The sequence below is a fragment of the Streptomyces sp. NPDC001594 genome (assembly GCF_042893675.1).
Classification (GTDB): Bacteria; Actinomycetota; Actinomycetes; order Streptomycetales; family Streptomycetaceae; genus Streptomyces.
Window position 1 is genome coordinate 118,228 of the sequence record NZ_JBIAVB010000007.1, and the last position, 15,574, is coordinate 133,801.

Annotated in this window: 14 protein-coding genes and 1 riboswitch; of the genes, 6 read left to right on the plus strand and 8 right to left on the minus strand. The window is 75.6% G+C overall.

What is annotated here, in order from left to right; translation table 11 throughout:
• Window positions 1-7: 7 nt before the first annotated feature.
• Window positions 8-107: riboswitch (ZMP/ZTP riboswitch) on the minus strand.
• A 69-nt stretch (window positions 108-176) separates the two neighbouring features.
• Together ACFY0O_RS16355 and ACFY0O_RS16360 are read left to right on the plus strand one after the other, a co-directional pair.
• The gene (locus ACFY0O_RS16355; RefSeq protein WP_388947358.1) at window positions 177-938 is read left to right on the plus strand and encodes a methyltransferase domain-containing protein; all 762 of its coding nucleotides are present in this window, start codon (window positions 177-179) and stop codon (window positions 936-938) included.
• A gap of 217 nt (window positions 939-1,155) precedes the next feature.
• The gene (locus ACFY0O_RS16360) at window positions 1,156-2,733 is read left to right on the plus strand and encodes an RNA polymerase sigma factor (protein ID WP_388947359.1); all 1,578 of its coding nucleotides are present in this window, start codon (window positions 1,156-1,158) and stop codon (window positions 2,731-2,733) included.
• 93 nt (window positions 2,734-2,826) lie between these two features.
• On the opposite strand, the gene ACFY0O_RS16365 is transcribed toward ACFY0O_RS16360, so the two are convergent.
• The 3 genes from ACFY0O_RS16365 to ACFY0O_RS16375 form a co-directional block, all read right to left on the minus strand.
• Window positions 2,827-4,242: an amino acid permease gene (locus ACFY0O_RS16365; protein ID WP_388947360.1), complete on the minus strand. Its 1,416-nt coding sequence runs from the start codon at window positions 4,240-4,242 to the stop codon at window positions 2,827-2,829.
• A 75-nt stretch (window positions 4,243-4,317) separates the two neighbouring features.
• On the minus strand, window positions 4,318-6,435 hold the full coding sequence (locus ACFY0O_RS16370; RefSeq protein ID WP_388947361.1) for a phage holin family protein: 2,118 nt from the start codon (window positions 6,433-6,435) through the stop codon (window positions 4,318-4,320).
• A 177-nt stretch (window positions 6,436-6,612) separates the two neighbouring features.
• On the minus strand, window positions 6,613-7,017 hold the full coding sequence (locus tag ACFY0O_RS16375) for a hypothetical protein (RefSeq protein WP_358897092.1): 405 nt from the start codon (window positions 7,015-7,017) through the stop codon (window positions 6,613-6,615).
• A 118-nt stretch (window positions 7,018-7,135) separates the two neighbouring features.
• Between ACFY0O_RS16375 and ACFY0O_RS16380 the strand changes: the two genes are divergently transcribed.
• The 3 genes from ACFY0O_RS16380 to ACFY0O_RS16390 are packed head-to-tail and all read left to right on the plus strand — an operon-like array spanning window position 7,136 to window position 8,969.
• Window positions 7,136-7,912: an MBL fold metallo-hydrolase gene (locus ACFY0O_RS16380; protein ID WP_388947362.1), complete on the plus strand. Its 777-nt coding sequence runs from the start codon at window positions 7,136-7,138 to the stop codon at window positions 7,910-7,912.
• On the plus strand, window positions 7,909-8,556 hold the full coding sequence (locus ACFY0O_RS16385) for a DedA family protein (RefSeq protein ID WP_388947363.1): 648 nt from the start codon (window positions 7,909-7,911) through the stop codon (window positions 8,554-8,556). Before ACFY0O_RS16380 ends, ACFY0O_RS16385 begins: the two co-directional genes overlap by 4 nt.
• 38 nt (window positions 8,557-8,594) lie before the next feature.
• Entirely contained in the window at window positions 8,595-8,969 is a 375-nt protein-coding gene (locus tag ACFY0O_RS16390) for a MazG-like family protein (RefSeq protein WP_388947364.1), read from the plus strand.
• 152 nt (window positions 8,970-9,121) lie between these two features.
• Here ACFY0O_RS16390 and ACFY0O_RS16395 read toward each other — a convergent pair whose 3' ends face one another.
• From ACFY0O_RS16395 to ACFY0O_RS16415, 5 genes are all read right to left on the minus strand, one after another.
• A complete protein-coding gene (locus tag ACFY0O_RS16395; RefSeq protein ID WP_388947365.1) occupies window positions 9,122-10,534 on the minus strand; it encodes an amidase in 1,413 nt (470 codons plus the stop codon).
• 62 nt (window positions 10,535-10,596) lie between these two features.
• Entirely contained in the window at window positions 10,597-11,283 is a 687-nt protein-coding gene (locus ACFY0O_RS16400; protein ID WP_388947366.1) for a formylglycine-generating enzyme family protein, read from the minus strand.
• An 11-nt stretch (window positions 11,284-11,294) separates the two neighbouring features.
• Window positions 11,295-12,437, minus strand: coding sequence for an MBL fold metallo-hydrolase (locus ACFY0O_RS16405; RefSeq protein WP_388947367.1), 1,143 nt, complete (start codon window positions 12,435-12,437; stop codon window positions 11,295-11,297).
• A gap of 47 nt (window positions 12,438-12,484) precedes the next feature.
• Window positions 12,485-13,744 carry an aminotransferase class I/II-fold pyridoxal phosphate-dependent enzyme gene (locus ACFY0O_RS16410; protein ID WP_388947527.1) on the minus strand — a complete coding sequence of 420 codons (1,260 nt, stop codon included), beginning with the start codon at window positions 13,742-13,744 and terminating at the stop codon, window positions 12,485-12,487.
• 140 nt (window positions 13,745-13,884) lie between these two features.
• Window positions 13,885-14,469 carry a TIGR03086 family metal-binding protein gene (locus tag ACFY0O_RS16415; RefSeq protein WP_388947368.1) on the minus strand — a complete coding sequence of 195 codons (585 nt, stop codon included), beginning with the start codon at window positions 14,467-14,469 and terminating at the stop codon, window positions 13,885-13,887.
• Between the two features lie 195 nt (window positions 14,470-14,664).
• Between ACFY0O_RS16415 and ACFY0O_RS16420 the strand changes: the two genes are divergently transcribed.
• A complete protein-coding gene (locus ACFY0O_RS16420) occupies window positions 14,665-15,492 on the plus strand; it encodes a methyltransferase domain-containing protein (protein ID WP_388947369.1) in 828 nt (275 codons plus the stop codon).
• The last annotated feature ends 82 nt before the right edge of the window (window positions 15,493-15,574 follow it).

The window sequence follows — 15,574 nt, forward strand, 5'->3', positions numbered from 1 at the left end:
CGCGGATCGCGGTCGCCCAGGCGCGCGGCACTCGACGTACGGGGAGGTGCGTACGCCGGGCCGCTCCCCGGTGGTGATCCACCCGAACGCCAGTCACGGCCCTGCTCCCACTGTAATCGAACCGTCCACCGGCTTATCCGGTGGATGACCGGGGCCCGGCCTGGGACGATCGAGACATGACGCGCACTTTCGACCATCTCGTCGCCGAGGCGGAGTCCGTCTCCGTCGACGGCTGGGACTTCTCCTGGCTCGACGGCCGGGCCACCGAGCAGCGGCCGTCCTGGGGCTACCAGCGGATGCTGGGCGAGCGCCTGTCCCGGGTCCGCTCGGTCCTGGACATCCAGACCGGGGGCGGTGAGGTCCTCGCCGGGGCGGGGCCGCTGCCGCCGCTGACGGCGGCCACGGAGTCCTGGCCGCCCAACATCGAGAAGGCCACCCGGCTGCTGCACCCGCTGGGCGCCGTGGTCGTCGCGGACGCGGACGAGCCGCCGCTGCCCTTCGGCGGCGGCGCCTTCGAGCTGGTGGTGAGCCGGCACCCGGTGACCATCTGGTGGGAGGAGATCGCCCGGGTGCTGACCCCGGGCGGCACCTACTTCTCGCAGCAGGTCGGCCCGGCCAGCGTCTTCGAGCTCGTCGAGTACTTCCTCGGCCCCCAGCCGGAGGAGGTCCGGCGCGCCCGCCACCCCGACGACGCGCGGGCCGACGCACGGAAGGCGGGCCTGGAGGTGACCGACCTGCGCTCCGAGCGGCTGCGTACGGAGTTCCACGACATCGGAGCCGTGATCTACTTCTTGAGGAAGGTGATCTGGATGGTTCCCGGCTTCACGGTCGGGCAGTACCGCGACCGGCTGCGCGAGCTCCACGAACGGATCGAACGCGAGGGTCCGTTCGTCGCGCACACCGCCCGGTTCCTCATCGAGGCCCGCAAGCCGGAGTGACCGGATCGAGGGGAGGGTGAGCGCGCCGGATCGGTTGCCCGGCCACAGCGTGGCGCAGGTCACTCAATTCAGCGCGTAACGAATCGACTCGGGCATGCGATGAACCGACAGGTGTCCTCGCGCGGCCCCGGAATACAGCCCCCCATGGGGACTGTTTCCCGAGTCCGCGCGATGATTCCCGCTCACCCCTTAATCTGTTCGCAACGAGAGGCTCCTTGTGTCGCTCAGCCCGTCCCGTACGTTCCCTCCGGAGATCGCCGAATCGGAGGCCCTCGTCGCGCTCGTCGAGCGCGGCCGCGAGCAGGGTCACATCAACGGTGACGACGTGCGCCAGGCCTTCGAGGCCGGTCGCATCCCGGTGGACCAGTGGAAGCGGGTCCTGCGCAGCCTGAACCAGGTCCTGGACGAAGAGGGCGTCGCCCTCCACGTCAGCGCCGCCCCCGCCACGAAGGCTGCTGCCAAGAAGCCCCGCAAGGCAGCCGCCGCCCCGGCCCGCACCGTGACGAAGAAGGCGGCCGCCGCGCCGCGCCCCATCGGCGCGCGCAAGGCCTCGGCCGCCGCCCCGGCCGCCGCCGCGGCGATATCCGCTCCGTCGGCCGCCGCCGCGGAGGAGGTGTCGGCCGAGGCCGCCGCCGAGCCCAAGAAGCGCACGGTCAAGAAGACCGCGGCCAAGAAGGCCACGGCCACCAAGAAGACCGCCGCGAAGAAGACCACCGCCAAGGACGCCGACGACGCCGAGACCCCGGCCGTCGAGGGCGAGGACTGGGCGGTCGAGGACCTCGCCGACGAGCCCGAGGAAGAGGCCCCCAAGGCCGGCGCCCAGGGGTTCGTGCTGTCCGACGAGGACGAGGACGACGCCCCGGCGCAGACCGTCATGGTCGCCGGCGCCACCGCCGACCCGGTCAAGGACTACCTCAAGCTCATCGGCAAGGTGCCGCTGCTCAACGCCGAGCAGGAGGTCGAGCTCGCCAAGCGCATCGAGGCGGGTCTCTTCTCCGAGTACAAGCTCGAAGAGGAGGAGGACCACAAGCCCGCGTTCAAGCGCGAGCTGGAGATCCTCGTCGAGGACGGCCGCCGCGCCAAGAACCACCTGCTGGAGGCCAACCTCCGCCTCGTGGTCTCCCTGGCCAAGCGCTACACGGGCCGCGGCATGCTCTTCCTGGACCTGATCCAGGAGGGCAACGTCGGCCTGATCCGCGCCGTGGAGAAGTTCGACTACACCAAGGGCTTCAAGTTCTCCACGTACGCGACCTGGTGGATCCGGCAGGCGATCACGCGCGCCATGGCCGACCAGTCCCGCACCATCCGCATCCCCGTGCACATGGTCGAGATCATCAACAAGCTCGCCCGCGTGCAGCGCCAGATGCTCCAGGACCTGGGCCGCGAGCCCACCCCGGAGGAGCTGGGCAAGGAGCTCGACATGACCCCGGAGAAGGTCATCGAGGTCCAGAAGTACGGCCGTGAGCCGATCTCCCTGCACACCCCGCTGGGTGAGGAGGGCGACAGCGAGTTCGGTGACCTCATCGAGGACTCCGAGGCGGTCGTGCCCGCGGACGCGGTGTCCTTCACCTTCCTCCAGGAGCAGCTCCAGTCGATCCTGGGCACGCTCTCGGAGCGCGAGGCGGGCGTGGTCTCCATGCGCTACGGCCTCAACGACGGCCAGCCGAAGACGCTGGACGAGATCGGCCGCGTCTACGGGGTGACCCGTGAGCGCATCCGCCAGATCGAGTCCAAGACCATGTCGAAGCTGCGCCACCCGTCGCGTTCGCAGGTGCTGCGCGACTACCTGGACTGATCCTCCGGGGACAGGCGAAAGCACGGAGGCCCGCGCCGTTCGGCGCGGGCCTCCGTGCTCTTTTCACCGTTCGTGCGGGCGGCCCGGTCGCGGTCAGGCGGCCGCGCGGCGCTTGCGGGCGGACATCAGGGCGTAGGCCAGGACGCCCGCGAAGAGGAACAGGACGCCCTGGTAGACGGCCGCGTACCCGGATCCGGCGACCAGCCACATGGAGAAGGCGAAGGCCACGCCGGCCAGGACGCCGTCACGGACCAGCTGCCCGCGCCGGACCCGCTCCGACTGGCCCGAGGCCAGGAAGTACAGCTGGGCGGCGGTGGAGAGCAGGTAGGGGACGGTCGCCGTGAAGGTGGTGATCAGGACCAGGGCCTCGAAGACCGCCGCGGAGCCCGCGGTGTAGTTGTAGACGGTCAGGGCCGAGGCCAGGACGACCGTGACGAGGACGCCGGCCACCGGGACCCCGCGCTGCTTCTTCTCGAAGACCTTCGGGAAGAGCCCGTCCTTGGCGGCCGCGTACGGGGTCTGCGCGCCGAGCAGCGTCCAGCCGTTGAGGGCGCCGACCATCGAGATCACGGCGGCGCCGGCGACCAGCGTGCCGCCCCAGGTGCCGCCGAACATCGCGTTCACGGCGTCGGTGAAGGGGGCCTCGGAGGAGACCAGCTCGTCGTGGTTCACCAGGCCGAAGACGGCGAGGGTGCCGAGCAGGTAGACGGTGGCCGCGCCGACGGTGCCGAGGACGGTGGCCCGGCCGACGTTGCGGGCCGGGTCGCGGACCTCGCCGGCGCTGACCGCGGCGGACTCGACGCCGATGTAGCTGAACAGCAGGATCGCGGCGGAGGCGGAGACCGCTCCGACCGGGCTCTGGCCGGTGGCCTGGAACGGGCCGAGGTTGGCGGGGTCGAAGAAGAACAGCCCGCCGACGGCGACGAGCAGCAGCGGGACCAGCTTCAGGACGGTCGCGACCACCTGGACCGCGCCCACGTAGCGGGTGCCGGCCAGGTTGGAGAGGGCCGGCAGCCACTGGACGGCGAGGGCGGCCAGGCACATCGACCACTTGTGCTCCCCCACCGCCGGGAAGAGCACCGCGAGGTAGCCGACGGACGCCACCGCGAGGGCGGCGTTGGAGACCCAGGCGGTCATCCAGTAGCTGTAGGCGGCCAGGAAGCCGGCGAAGTCGCCGAAGGCGGCCCGTACGTAGACGTAGGGGCCGCCGGTCTGCGGGTGGCGCTGGGCGAGGCGGCCGAAGACCAGCGCGAGGGCGATCGCGCCGAGGGTCAGGACGGCGAAGGCCAGCAGGCTGATGGTGCCGAAGGGGGCGACCGAGGCCGGGAGGAGGAAGATCCCGCCGCCGATGACGTTGCCCATGACGAGGCAGATCGCGACGGGGAGGCCGAAACGGCGGGCGTGGCGGTCGGCCGGGGCGGGCCCCTGTCCGGGTGTGACCGGCGTACGGGTTCCGGCGGCCCCGGGGGCGGTGCTCTGCTCGGCGGGCGGGGCTGCGGTGCTGGTCATCGGTGGTGCGCCTCGGGGTGTCTCACATGGTGGGCAGGTGAACACATGGTTGACCACGGGGAAGCCGGCACCAAATCACCGGGTTTCGTCCGGCGCCGCACCGGCTACGGAAGGAAAGGCTCCGCTAGATTCGCCCTCCGGCCGGTGATCCTCCTGCCGATGATCGTCCTGCCGCATCTGGAGGGGGACCTGGGGGCCGTCCGACTCGCGCAGCCAGCGCCGCAGGACCTCGTGCACGGCCTCGGCGCCCACCAGGTCCGGTCCGGGCGCCGACAGGTCGGTGGGCCACATCAGGAAGGGGCGCCCCTGCTCCCCGCCCAGGCCGCCGTGCGAGCCGATCTGCTCCTCGAAGGCGTGCACGGTCCCGGTCCGGGGGTCGTACGCCGAGTTGACCATGATGTCGGCGGCGTGCGGGAAGGAGTCCGTCCGGCGGACCGCGTCGGCCGCGCCCGGCCCGTACGCGGACAGCAGTTCCTCCGCCGCCCCGGGGACGTCGAGCCGCGCCGAGGCTCCGCCGGGGCCCAGCACCTCCCCGTCGACCAGCAGGAAGCCCACCCCCGGGTGGCCGGCCAGGGTGGGCAGGAGGGCGGGGTGGGCCCGTTCGATCCAACGGCGGGAGGCCCGGCCCGGCAGGGCGGGGAAGGAGATCAGCCCGAGGTTGCCGGACGCGAGCACCACCGGGTCCGGTCCCGGCCCGGGGCGGGCGCCCTCGCCGCCCTCCTCCACCGGCCGGTGCAGGGCCGCCAGCACCGCCGCCCGGGCCTCGGCCCCGCTGCGGGTGCGGCCGGCCCGGCGGGGGACGGGCAGCCCGCAGCCCGCCCGGACCAGCTCCTCCAGGCCGAGCCCGTAGCGGCCCGCGAAGGTCTCCCCCGGGCTCTGGCCGTGGTCCGACAGCAGGACGAAGCGGTACTCGCGCGGGGCGTGCTCGGCGACCCGCGCGATCAGGGCGAGGCTGCGGTCGAGCCGGGCGAGCACCCGGTCGGTGTCCCGCCCGTGCGGGCCCGAGTGGTGGGCGACCTCGTCGTAGGCGACCAGGTCGGCGTAGACGGCCGACCGGCCCGCGAGCAGGTCGCCGATCACCGCCGAGACCACCACGTCCCGTTCGACGACCGTCGCGAAGGCCCTGATCAGCGGGTAGAGCCCGCCGCGCGCCACCCGGGGGTGCTCGTCGCGCAGCCGGGAGCGCAGCGACTGGCCGATCTCCCGGGCCGCCTCGGCGACGAAGGACAGCGCGGTGCGGACGGCGTTGGCCGGGTCGGAGAAGTACGCGAAGTAGCCCGCCCGGGAGCGGTTGGCGCGGCCGCGCCGGGCCGCGACGGAGAGCACCAGCGCCAGCTGGTCGGCGCCCCCGCTGAACAGGTTGCCGCGGCCGGCCCCGTCCAGGGTGAGCAGTCCGCCGTCGCGGGTGCGCGCCACGGCCCGGCGCTCGAGTTCGGCGGCGCTGGTGGGACGGTTGCAGACCATCACCTCGCCGGTGTCCTTCTCGTACCAGCGGAAGGCCGGTACGTCGAAGTTCGTGCCGTGCAGGATGCCGAGCTGGCTGGCGCCGGTCTGGCTGGACCAGTCGGTGCGCCAGGGCATGACCCGGTGGCTGTGCTCCAGCCAGTCGGCGACGGTGGGCATCAGCCCCTCGGCCGCCGCCCGGCGCAGCACCCGGTAGCCGACTCCGTCGAGCTGGAGGAAGACCAGTCCCGGGCCGCCGCCGGGGGGTGGTCCGCGCCGGCGGCGGCGCCGGGCGGCCAGCCGGTACAGCCGGCGCCGGTACGCCTCGTCGTCGCGGACCGCGAGGGCGGTGGAGGTGGCCGAGGCGACGGCGGACATGGCGGCGGCGACGACCACCGCCGTCTCGGGGGCGGCGGCCGCCCCCCGGTCGTCGGGGATCAGGCTGAGGGCCATGAGCAGCAGGGAGCCGTTGAGGAAGAAGACGAGCAGGCCGAGCACCAGGGCGGGCACCAGCAGCAGGGCCCGTACGACGACCGGCCAGACCAGGGCGGTGAGCAGGCCGAAGGCGCCGGCGCCCCAGGCGGCGGTCAGCCCGACCCGGGTGACGCTGTCTCCGTCGGCGGACTGGAGGCGGAAGTCGGGCAGGAGGGCGGCGAGCACGAGCAGGGTGAGCGTGGACACCGCCCACACGAGGAGCACCCGCACCAGCGCGCCGCCCATGGCCCGCCACCGCTCCCGCCACCGCCCCATGACGCACCCGCCTCGTGTCTCCCCCGGACCCCTCCGGGGTGCCCCGGTCCCGCGCCGCGCCCGCGGGCCCCTCGCCAGCGTCGCACAGGGCGGCGCGTCAGGCCGCGCGTCACGGATGGCGCACGGGAGTACGGGGACGGGCGGGAGGGGGCGGACGGGACGGGACCGGACGGCGTCTCAGGTGCCGTCGTAGCCGGCGGTCGGCATGGACAGCCTGCGGTGCACCTCGGCCTTCATGGCGGGGGTGTAGCTGGGCTCGTCGAGTCCGGCCGTCTCCAGCCGGACGCCGCGCCGCGCGCACTCGGCGGCGAACTCCTCGACGGAGCGCAGCGCGCGGGTCAGGACCCTCCGGTTGGGGGCGACGAACAGGTCGACCTGGCCGGCGTCCACGTCGCTCCAGAGCCCGCAGTGATCGGCCCGCAGCCCGTAGAAGAGCAGTTGCCGGGTGACCACGTAGCCCTGGGCCGCGGCCCAGCGCGCGCACATGGCGTGCTGGCTCCGGGTGTCCACGGCGAAGGGGTCGGCATCGAGGTCTTCGAGCGGGGCCAGGCTGGCGATCGCGGCCACGCGCAGCGCATCCATGGCGCCGAACCCTACTCCGATCCGGGCCCGGGGAGGAGGGGGCGGGAGAGTTCCGCTTCCAGGCGAATCCGGCCGGACAGGGCCTAGGCTCAAGGGGGCGAGGGAAAGGGGGTGCGGGGTGCCGGTGGAGATCACCTGGTGGGGGCATGCCACCTGTACGGTGCGGGACTCGGGGGTGCGGGTGCTGACGGACCCGCTGTTCGCGCGGCGGCTGGCCCATCTGCGGCGCCGTCGGGGGGCGGTGCCGCCGCCGGAGGCCGCCGAGGCGGAGGCGGTGCTGGTGTCGCACCTGCACGCCGACCACCTGCACCTGCCGTCGCTGGCCCGGCTGGCGCCCGGCACCCGGCTGGTCGTGCCGCGCGGGGCCCGCCGGGCGGTGCCGGGGCTGGGGCGGCTGGCGCGGGCGCGGGGCCTGGTGGTGACGGAGGTCGTCGCGGGCGAGGAGGTCCCGGTCGGGGAGGGCGTACGGGTGCGGGCGGTGAGCGCCCGGCACGACGGGCGGCGGGTGCCGTTCGGACCGCGGCGGGTGCGGGCCCTGGGGTACGTGGTGCAGGGCGCGGCCCGGACGTACTTCGCCGGGGACACCGGGCTGTTCGACACCATGGCCGAGGAGACCGGGCCGTTGGACGTGGCCCTGCTGCCGGTGGGCGGCTGGGGGCCGTACCTGGGGCCCGGGCACCTGGACGCGGAGGGGGCGGCGCGGGCGCTGGCACGGCTGGCGCCGCTGGCCGCGGTCCCGGTGCACTACGGGACGTACTGGCCGATCGGCATGGACGCGGTGCGGCCGCACGAGTTCCACGCGCCGGGCGGGGAGTTCGCCCGGCTGGCGGGGGTGCTCGCGCCGAAGGTGGCGGTACGGGTCCCGGCGCACGGGGAACGGGTGCGGCTGCCGTGACGGGGTGGCTGCAGGGGGCGGCGGAGGTGGCCGGGCGGGTGCCGCCGGAGACCACCCAGCGGGCGGTGGGGTACCCGGCGCTGTTCGTGCTGGTGGCGTTGGGGGCGCTGGTGCCGGTGATCCCGACGGGGGCGCTGGTGAGTTCGGCCGCGGTGGTGGCGTTCCATCAGCGGACGTTGCCGCTGGGGGTGTTGGTGGTGTGCGCGGTGGCGGCGCCGGCGGCCTTCGCCGGGGACGTCGCGCTGTACTGGCTGGGGCGGCGGGGGGTGCGTTCGCGGGGCGGCTCGCGGATGCTGGAGTCCTTGCGCCGGCGGGCCGCGCCGGAGCGGCTGGAGCGGGCGCGGGTGGGGCTGGAGGAGCACGGGGTGCTGGTCCTGGTGCTGTCGCGGCTGGTTCCGGCGGGCCGGATCCCGGTGATGCTGGCCTGTCTGCTGGGCGGGCTGCCGCTGCGGCGGTTCGCCCGGGGGGACGCGCCCGCCTGCCTGGCCTGGGCGGTGACGTACGGGCTGATCGGGATCCTGGGCGGCTCGCTGTTCTCCGAGCCGTGGAAGGGCGTGGCCGCGGCGGTGGTCCTGACGGTGCTGGTCAGCGCGGGGCCGGGGGTGTGGCGGCGGCTGGGGGGTGGGCGGCGGCGGGAGGGGTAGGCTCCTGCCCTCCGGGACGACAGGGGTGACGACGGCCGATGACGGATCAACTCCGCGGTGGTACCGACTCCGCGTGGCAGACGGTCCACGCCCTCGCCGCCCGCTTCGAGGCGGCGGCGGCCGAGCGGGGGGTGGTGGCGCCGCAGAGCCATGTCCTGCAAGTGCTGAAGATCGGGGAGGAGTTCGGGGAGGCCGCGCAGGCGGTGATCGGGGCGACCGGGTCGAACCCGCGGAAGGGGCGCTCGCACAGCTGGGAGGACGTGCACGACGAGGTGTGCGACGTGATCATTACGGGGATGGTGGCGCTGGCGCGGATGCGGCCGGACGCGGCGGCGTACTTCGCGAGCCAACTCGCCCTGAAGGCGGGCCGCTTCCTTCCCGGCCCCGCCCCGGCCACGGGGGACGACACCTGACCGGGGCCGGAAGGCGCCGCTGCGCGGGGCGGAGGTCCCCTACCCGCCCTTCACCCGTTCTCCGGGGGCTCCGCCCCCAGACCCCGCGCCTCACACGTCGGCGGGGCTGAGATCAGCCCTCGGCGTGTGAGGCGAAGGGCGGGCAGCGGGGCTCAGGTGGCCAGGGCCGGGACGCGGGAGGTCCAGGGGCGGGCGGATTCCAGTTGGGCGGCCACGCTCAGGAGGGTCGGTTCGTCGTGCGGCCGCCCGACCAGCTGGACGGCGAGCGGCAGGCCGTCCGTCCCGAAGCCCGCCGGGACGGACGCGGCCGGGTGCCCCGTGACGTTCCACAGCGCGGTGTACGCCACCATCGGCCGCGACCGCAGCAGCGCCCCCGCCAGCCCCGCCCCGTCCAGCGCGCCGACCGCCCGCGGCCGGGCGGCGAGGGTCGGGGTGAGCAGCAGGTCCGCCCCCGCGAAGACCCGCGCCGCCCGGACCGCCAGCCGCTCCCCCGCCCGTACGGCCCGTTCCACGGCGGCCTCCGGGACCAGCCGGGCCAGCCGCAGGGTCTGCCGGGTGCGGCGCTCCAGCAGCTCCGGCCGCTCCACGACCGCCGCCTCCGCCCGCACGCCCCCGCAGAACTGCGGGAGGAACGCCGCCGTCGCGTCGGGGTAGTGCGGGGTCACCTCCCGTACGTCGTGCCCCAGTTCGCGCAGCAGCTGGGCGGTCCGCCGCAGGGCGGCCACGTGCTCGGGGTGGGGGCGTACCCCGGGCACGGCGGGCTTGGCCGACCAGGCGATCCGCAGCCGGCCCGGCTCGGTGGCGGCCGCCCGGGCGAAGCTGGTGGCGGTGGGCCGGGCCGCCCAGCGGTCGCCCTCCGCCGGTCCGCCGAGGACGTCGTAGAGCAGGGCGCTGTCGGCCACGCCGCGGGTGAGCGGGCCGATGGTGCCGAGGGCGTGCCAGAGGTGGGGCTGCGGGGCGGTGGGGACGCGGCCGCGCTGCGGTTTGAGGCCGAACAGGCCGCAGCAGGCGGCGGGGATGCGGATGGACCCGCCGCCGTCGCCGCCGAGCGCGGCGCCGACCAGGCCGGCCGCGACGGCGGCGGCGCTGCCTCCGCTGGATCCGCCGGGGGTGCGGGTGGTGTCCCAGGGGTTGCGGGTGCGTCCGTGGGCGGCGGACTCGGTGAACGGCCACTGTCCGAACTCCGGCATCGCGGTCTTGCCGACGACCACCGCGCCGGCCGCCCGCAGCCGCCGCACCGCCTCGCTGTCGCGGGCGGCGGGGGTGAGGTTGGCGGCGCCGCCGAAGGTGGTGACCTCCCCTGCCACGTCGAGCTCGTCCTTGACCGCGACGGGCACGCCCGCCAAGGGCAGTTCCGCGCCGGCCGCCAGGGCGGCGTCGCGGGCATCGGCCTCGGCGAGGACCTGCTCGCGGGGACGCACCACGCGGAACGCGCCCAGCCGCGGGTCGATCGCCTCGATCCGGCGCAGCGAGGCCTCCGCGAGGGCCCGCGCCGTCACCTTCCCCGCCCTTACCAGCTCCGCCTGCCGGGCCGCGCCCAGGAACAGCAGCTCACCGTCGTCCACGTGCGTACGCGCCTTCCTCCACGGGGATGTTCCGTGGTGGCACGGTATGCCAGGCCGGTGATCTACGACAGGGGCATGTCAGCCGGACCGGACCTGGCCAGCCGGAACCCCACGTCGTCGACCCGGAAGTCGGGGTGGCTGCGGCGGCGGGCGGAGGCGCGCAGGCTCCAGGGCTCGTCGAACCAGCCGCCGCCGCGCAGCACCCGGTAGTCACCGTAGACCTCGGGGTCGTAGACGTCCCAGCACCAGTCCCAGACGTTGCCGAGCATGTCGTGCAGGCCCCAGGGGTTGGGCCGTTTGCCGCCGACCTCGTGGAGGGTCTCCGCCGAGTTGGCGCGGTACCAGGCGATCTCGTCGAGGGGGCCGTAGTGCGGTCCGTCCGTGCCGGCGCGGCAGGCGTGCTCCCATTCGGCCTCGGTCGGCAGCCGGTACCCGTCGGCGGTGTGGTCCCAGGCGGCCCGTCCGTCCTGGAGGGCGTAGGCGGGGGTGAGGCCCGTGCGCAGGGAGAGGGCGTTGCAGAAGCGCACCGCGTCCCACCAGGAGACGCCCTCGACGGGCAGCCGGTCGCCGCGGGCGGTGCTCGGGCGGGCGCCGGTGACCTCGGCGTAGAGGGCCTGGGTGACGGGGAACACCGCGAGCCGGTAGGGGGCGAGTTCCACCTCCCAACTGCGGCGCGTGCGGCGGTCCGAGAGGGTCACCCGGCCCGGGGGCGGGGCGGTCATCCGCAATTCCGCGCTGGGGAGGTCCATGGAAGTCGATCTTACGGGGCCTCACGCGCGGCGGAAGGGCCCCGGCCCGCCGTCCCGGCGGCCGCGCCGAGGGTGCGGGAGGCGCCGACCGGCAGGTCCCAGAGGTCCTCGCGGGGCAGGCCCGCGCGGGCCCAGGCGGCCCGGACCCGGTGCAGGGGTTCCATGACCGGTTCCGCGGAGAGGACGAAGGCGCCCCAGTGCATCGGCGCCATCCGGCGGGCACCGAGGTCGAGGAAGGCCCGTACGGCCTCCTCCGGGTCGGCGTGCACGTCGCGCAGCCACCAGCGCGGGGCGTAGGCACCGATGGGCAGGAGCGCGAGGTCGATGGCGGGGTGGCGGGCGCCGATCTCGCCGAACCAGTGTCCGTAGCCGGTGTCCCCCGCGAAGTACACCGTGCGGCCGCCGCCGGCCCGGTCGGTGAGCAGCCAGCCGCCCCACAGGGTGCGGCAGGTGTCCAGCAGGGAGCGCTTGGACCAGTGGTGGGCGGGGACGAACTCGAAGCGTACGCCGCCCAGTTCGGCGCATTCCCACCAGTCGAGCTCGGTCACCCGGCGAAAGCCCCGGCGGCGGCACCAGCGGACGAGTCCGGCGGGGACGAACAGGGCGGTGTCCCGGGGGAGCCGCCTCAGGGTGGGGGCGTCGAGGTGGTCGTAGTGGTTGTGGCTGATCACCACGGCGTCCACCGGCGGCAGTTGCTCCCAGGGCACTCCCGGGGGCGTCATCCGGGCCGGGGTGCCGAGGATCCGCCGGGACCAGACGGGGTCGGTCAGCACCGTCAGCCCGCCGGTGCGCACCACCCAGGAGGCGTGCCCGGCCCAGGTCACACCGACCTCGCCGGGCCCCACGGCGGGCAGCGGCGCGGGCCGGTACGGCAGGTCGGGGATCCCCCTGAGCCCCTCGGGGCCCGGCCGGAAGGCCCCTTCCCGTGCCAGCCGCGCGAAGGCCCGCACCCCGGGCAGCGGTGTGGTCAGCCGGTCCCCGAACGACCGCGGCCAGCTCCGCACCTCCCCGAGGGGCCGGGGACGGGGGCCGGCGGCCGGGGGTAGGGCGGTCTCGGGACGGGGCGCGTCGGACGGGGACGGGCCCGCGGGTGCGGGCGGGGGGCCGGGCGGGGCGGGGGCGGTGGGGGGCGGGGGCTGCGGGTGGTCCCTCATCTGGCGGTCTCCGTTCAGCGGCGGCCGGGCGGGCTGGGCGTCGGGCTTCAGTCGGCCAGCCCGGCCAGCACCGAGCCGAGCAGGTCGAGGGCGCCCCGGACGTGCGGCAGCTCCAGCGGTGCGCGGGAGCCGAGCGCGACGAGCCGTTCCTGCGGGGTGGCGCCCAGCAGCGGGCCGGTCGACAGCCGGACGCGGAGCGCGCCCAGTTCGTCCGCGAACCGCTGCCCGCCGGGCGTGGGCGAGCCGAGCCGCGCGCCGAGCCAGTCCTCCAGCTCCATCGCGTCGCCCACCCCGTGCCGGGCCAGGCCGGTGCGCAGCGGGGTGAGGTCCGCGTACAGGTGGCGCCCGGCCTGCGGGGGCCGGGCGAGCGCCCCGACGGCCAGCAGCTCCCGGTGCACGGCCGCCGCCACCACACCGTGCAGGGCGGCCGCCGTGTAGGCCCGCCCGGCGACGGCGTCCGGCTCCTCCAGGGCGTGCGCGGCGGCCGCCGCGACCGGGCCGGCCGGCAGGGCGCCGGTGGCGGTGAGGATGTCGAGGGTGCGGGCGCGCAGCCAGGTACCGCGCGGGGTGGCCGGGAAGCGGGCCACGGCGGCGGGCCAGCCGCCCGGAAGCAGCGCGCCGGACAGGTCCATCAGCACGGCCGCCGTGTCCGGCAGCATCTCGGCGGGGCTCAGCACGAGCGTGTCGTGCGGCCGGTGGACGGTGTCGCGCCAGCTCTCGTCGCTGACCACGAACAGCCCGGCGGTCTCGGCCGCCTCGCAGGCCTCGCGCAGCATCTCGGGCGGCGGCACGGTGCCGGTCGGGTCGTCGGCCACCGACAGCAGCAGCACGCGCGGGTCGCCGCCCTCGGCGCGCACCCGCCGTACGGTCTCCAGCAGGGCGTACGGGTCCGGTACGCCGCCGCACTCGGCCGGGGTCGGCACGTGGTAGGCCCGCCGTCCCAGCAGCCGGACCTGCGGCGTCCACCAGGCGGGACAGGGGCGCGGCAGCATCACGTCGCCGCCGTACGCGCCGAGCAGCGCGAGCAGCAGGGCGGGCGCGCCGGGCCCGGCGGCCACGTACTCCGGCTCGGTGGCGAGGCCGCGCCGCCCCCAGTGCCGGCAGGCGGCCTCGCGTACGGCCTCGCCGCCACCCGGGGGTTCGGGCGCGGCCCGGTCCGCCGCCCCGGCGAGGACCGCCCGCAGCTCCGGCAGGACGGGCAGGCCCGGTTCGGGGGCCGGCGGCCCGTACCTGACCGGGCCGCGCCCCTCCGGCGCCAGGCGCCATACCCCGGCCCCGGCCGGTCCTTCCGTCGTCCCCTCGGCCATCCCCGCCACGTGCCCGCCTTCCCGCTACCCGCTACCCGCACCCTTGAGACGTGCCCTTTATACGATTATTTCCGCCGTAATGCCCGCTACCCGCGTGCGTGGTCCGCGCATCCTTCCCACCCCTACCCGCCCCGGGAGCGTCATCCGCGCCGCCCCAGCAGGGCCAGGAGCCTGGTCTGGGCGTCCGCCCCGGCCGGCACCTCCAGCGGCGCGTCGAACAGCCCGCTCGCGGCGAGCCCGTCGGCGTACGGCATGACCTCCTTGAGGGAGAACTCGACGAGGCCGGCCGGCAGCCGGTCGTCCGCGCCGACGGCCCGCGCGAGGTCCCAGGCGTGGACGACGCAGTCGGCGGTCAGCTCCGCGCAGTACGCCGCCGCGCGCGTCGGCCCGTACGAGAGCCCGACCGTGCGCTCCAGCGCGCCGGGCGCGGCGAAGGCCGCCCGCGCGGCAGCCGCGGCCCGCTCCCACGCCCCCACGGGGTCCTCGCCGAGCAGGTCCCCGGACAGCTCGTCGCCGACCTCCGCCGCCGTCCGCCCTTCCGTGACCAGCGGCACGGTCCAGAGCTGCTCGCCCGTGACGTGGTTGACCAGGTCCCGCACGGTCCACTCGCTACAGGGGGTCGGGGCCGCCCACTGGCCGTCCGCGACCGCCCGCACCCGCTCACCGAACAGCCGAAGAGCCGCGGCGTGCTGTTCCGGCAGGCTCTCCGGCAGGCTCTGCGGCATCGTCCTCACCGTCCTCGGCGTCCCCCTGCGGCCCACTGTCCTCGTCCCCGCACCCCCTTGCCACTGCCCTGCCGTGGGCCCGGCCAATCCCCTTGGCATGAAAGGAGGGTGTCCACATGTCAAAACGAGGATCTCGCATCGCGGGCGAATCCCCTACGGTGATCACAGCACTTCGACGACGAGGAGGAGCCCACCATGAGCGAGGTCCAGGCGCACGAGACGGCCGTCTACACGCACGGCCACCACGAGTCGGTGCTGCGCTCGCACCGCTGGCGCACCGCCGCCAACTCGGCCGCCTACCTGATCGGCGAGCTGCGCCCCGGCATGCGGGTGCTGGACGTCGGCTGCGGCCCGGGCACCATCACCGCGGACCTGGCGGAACTGGTGGCTCCCGGCGGGCGGGTCACGGCGGTCGACGCGGCGGCGGACGTCCTGGAGGCGGCGGCCGCGTACGCGGCGGAGCGGGGGCTGGAGGGGGCGGTGGACTTCGCGGTGGCGGACGTCCACGCGCTGGACTTCCCGGACGACGCCTTCGACGTGGTCCACGCCCACCAGGTGCTGCAGCACGTGGGCGACCCGGTACGGGCCCTGCGGGAGATGCGGCGGGTGTGCCGGCCGGGCGGGATCGTGGCCGTGCGTGACGCCGACTACGCGGCGATGACCTGGTACCCGGCCACGCCGGGGCTGGAGGAGTGGCAGGAGCTGTACCGGCGGGTCGCCCGCGCGAACGGCGGCGAACCGGACGCCGGGCGGCGGCTGCTGTCGTGGGCCCGGGCGGCGGGCTTCACCGAGGTGCGGGCGTCGGCGACGGCCTGGTGCTATGCGGCGCCGGAGGAGGTGGCGTGGTGGTCCGCGCTGTGGGCGGACCGGACGACGGCGTCGTCGTACGCGGAGGTGGCCGTGGGCGGGGGGCACGCCGTGGGGGGCGACCTGGAGCGGGTCGCCGCCGCGTGGCGGGAGTGGGGGGCGGCGGCCGACGCGTGGTTCTCGGTCCTGAACGGCGAGCTGCTGTGCCGAGCCTGACGGGGTCGCCGTAACCCCGCTGCGCGGAGCCGTCCCCGCCCCACCCCTCTCCCCCTCACCGGAACTCCGCCCCGGACCCGGA

Excerpts from the sequence above, each read along its gene's own strand:
- ACFY0O_RS16405 (WP_388947367.1), bottom strand. The coding sequence starts at position 12,437 with ATGAGGGACCACCCGCAGCCCCCGCCCCCCACCGCCCCCGCCCCGCCC.
- ACFY0O_RS16375 (WP_358897092.1), bottom strand. The coding sequence starts at position 7,017 with ATGGATGCGCTGCGCGTGGCCGCGATCGCCAGCCTGGCCCCGCTCGAA.
- ACFY0O_RS16410 (WP_388947527.1), bottom strand. The coding sequence starts at position 13,744 with ATGGCCGAGGGGACGACGGAAGGACCGGCCGGGGCCGGGGTATGGCGC.
- ACFY0O_RS16390 (WP_388947364.1), top strand. The coding sequence starts at position 8,595 with ATGACGGATCAACTCCGCGGTGGTACCGACTCCGCGTGGCAGACGGTC.
- ACFY0O_RS16415 (WP_388947368.1), bottom strand. The coding sequence starts at position 14,469 with ATGCCGCAGAGCCTGCCGGAGAGCCTGCCGGAACAGCACGCCGCGGCT.
- ACFY0O_RS16355 (WP_388947358.1), top strand. The coding sequence starts at position 177 with ATGACGCGCACTTTCGACCATCTCGTCGCCGAGGCGGAGTCCGTCTCC.
- ACFY0O_RS16365 (WP_388947360.1), bottom strand. The coding sequence starts at position 4,242 with ATGACCAGCACCGCAGCCCCGCCCGCCGAGCAGAGCACCGCCCCCGGG.
- ACFY0O_RS16370 (WP_388947361.1), bottom strand. The coding sequence starts at position 6,435 with ATGGGGCGGTGGCGGGAGCGGTGGCGGGCCATGGGCGGCGCGCTGGTG.
- ACFY0O_RS16400 (WP_388947366.1), bottom strand. The coding sequence starts at position 11,283 with ATGGACCTCCCCAGCGCGGAATTGCGGATGACCGCCCCGCCCCCGGGC.
- ACFY0O_RS16420 (WP_388947369.1), top strand. The coding sequence starts at position 14,665 with ATGAGCGAGGTCCAGGCGCACGAGACGGCCGTCTACACGCACGGCCAC.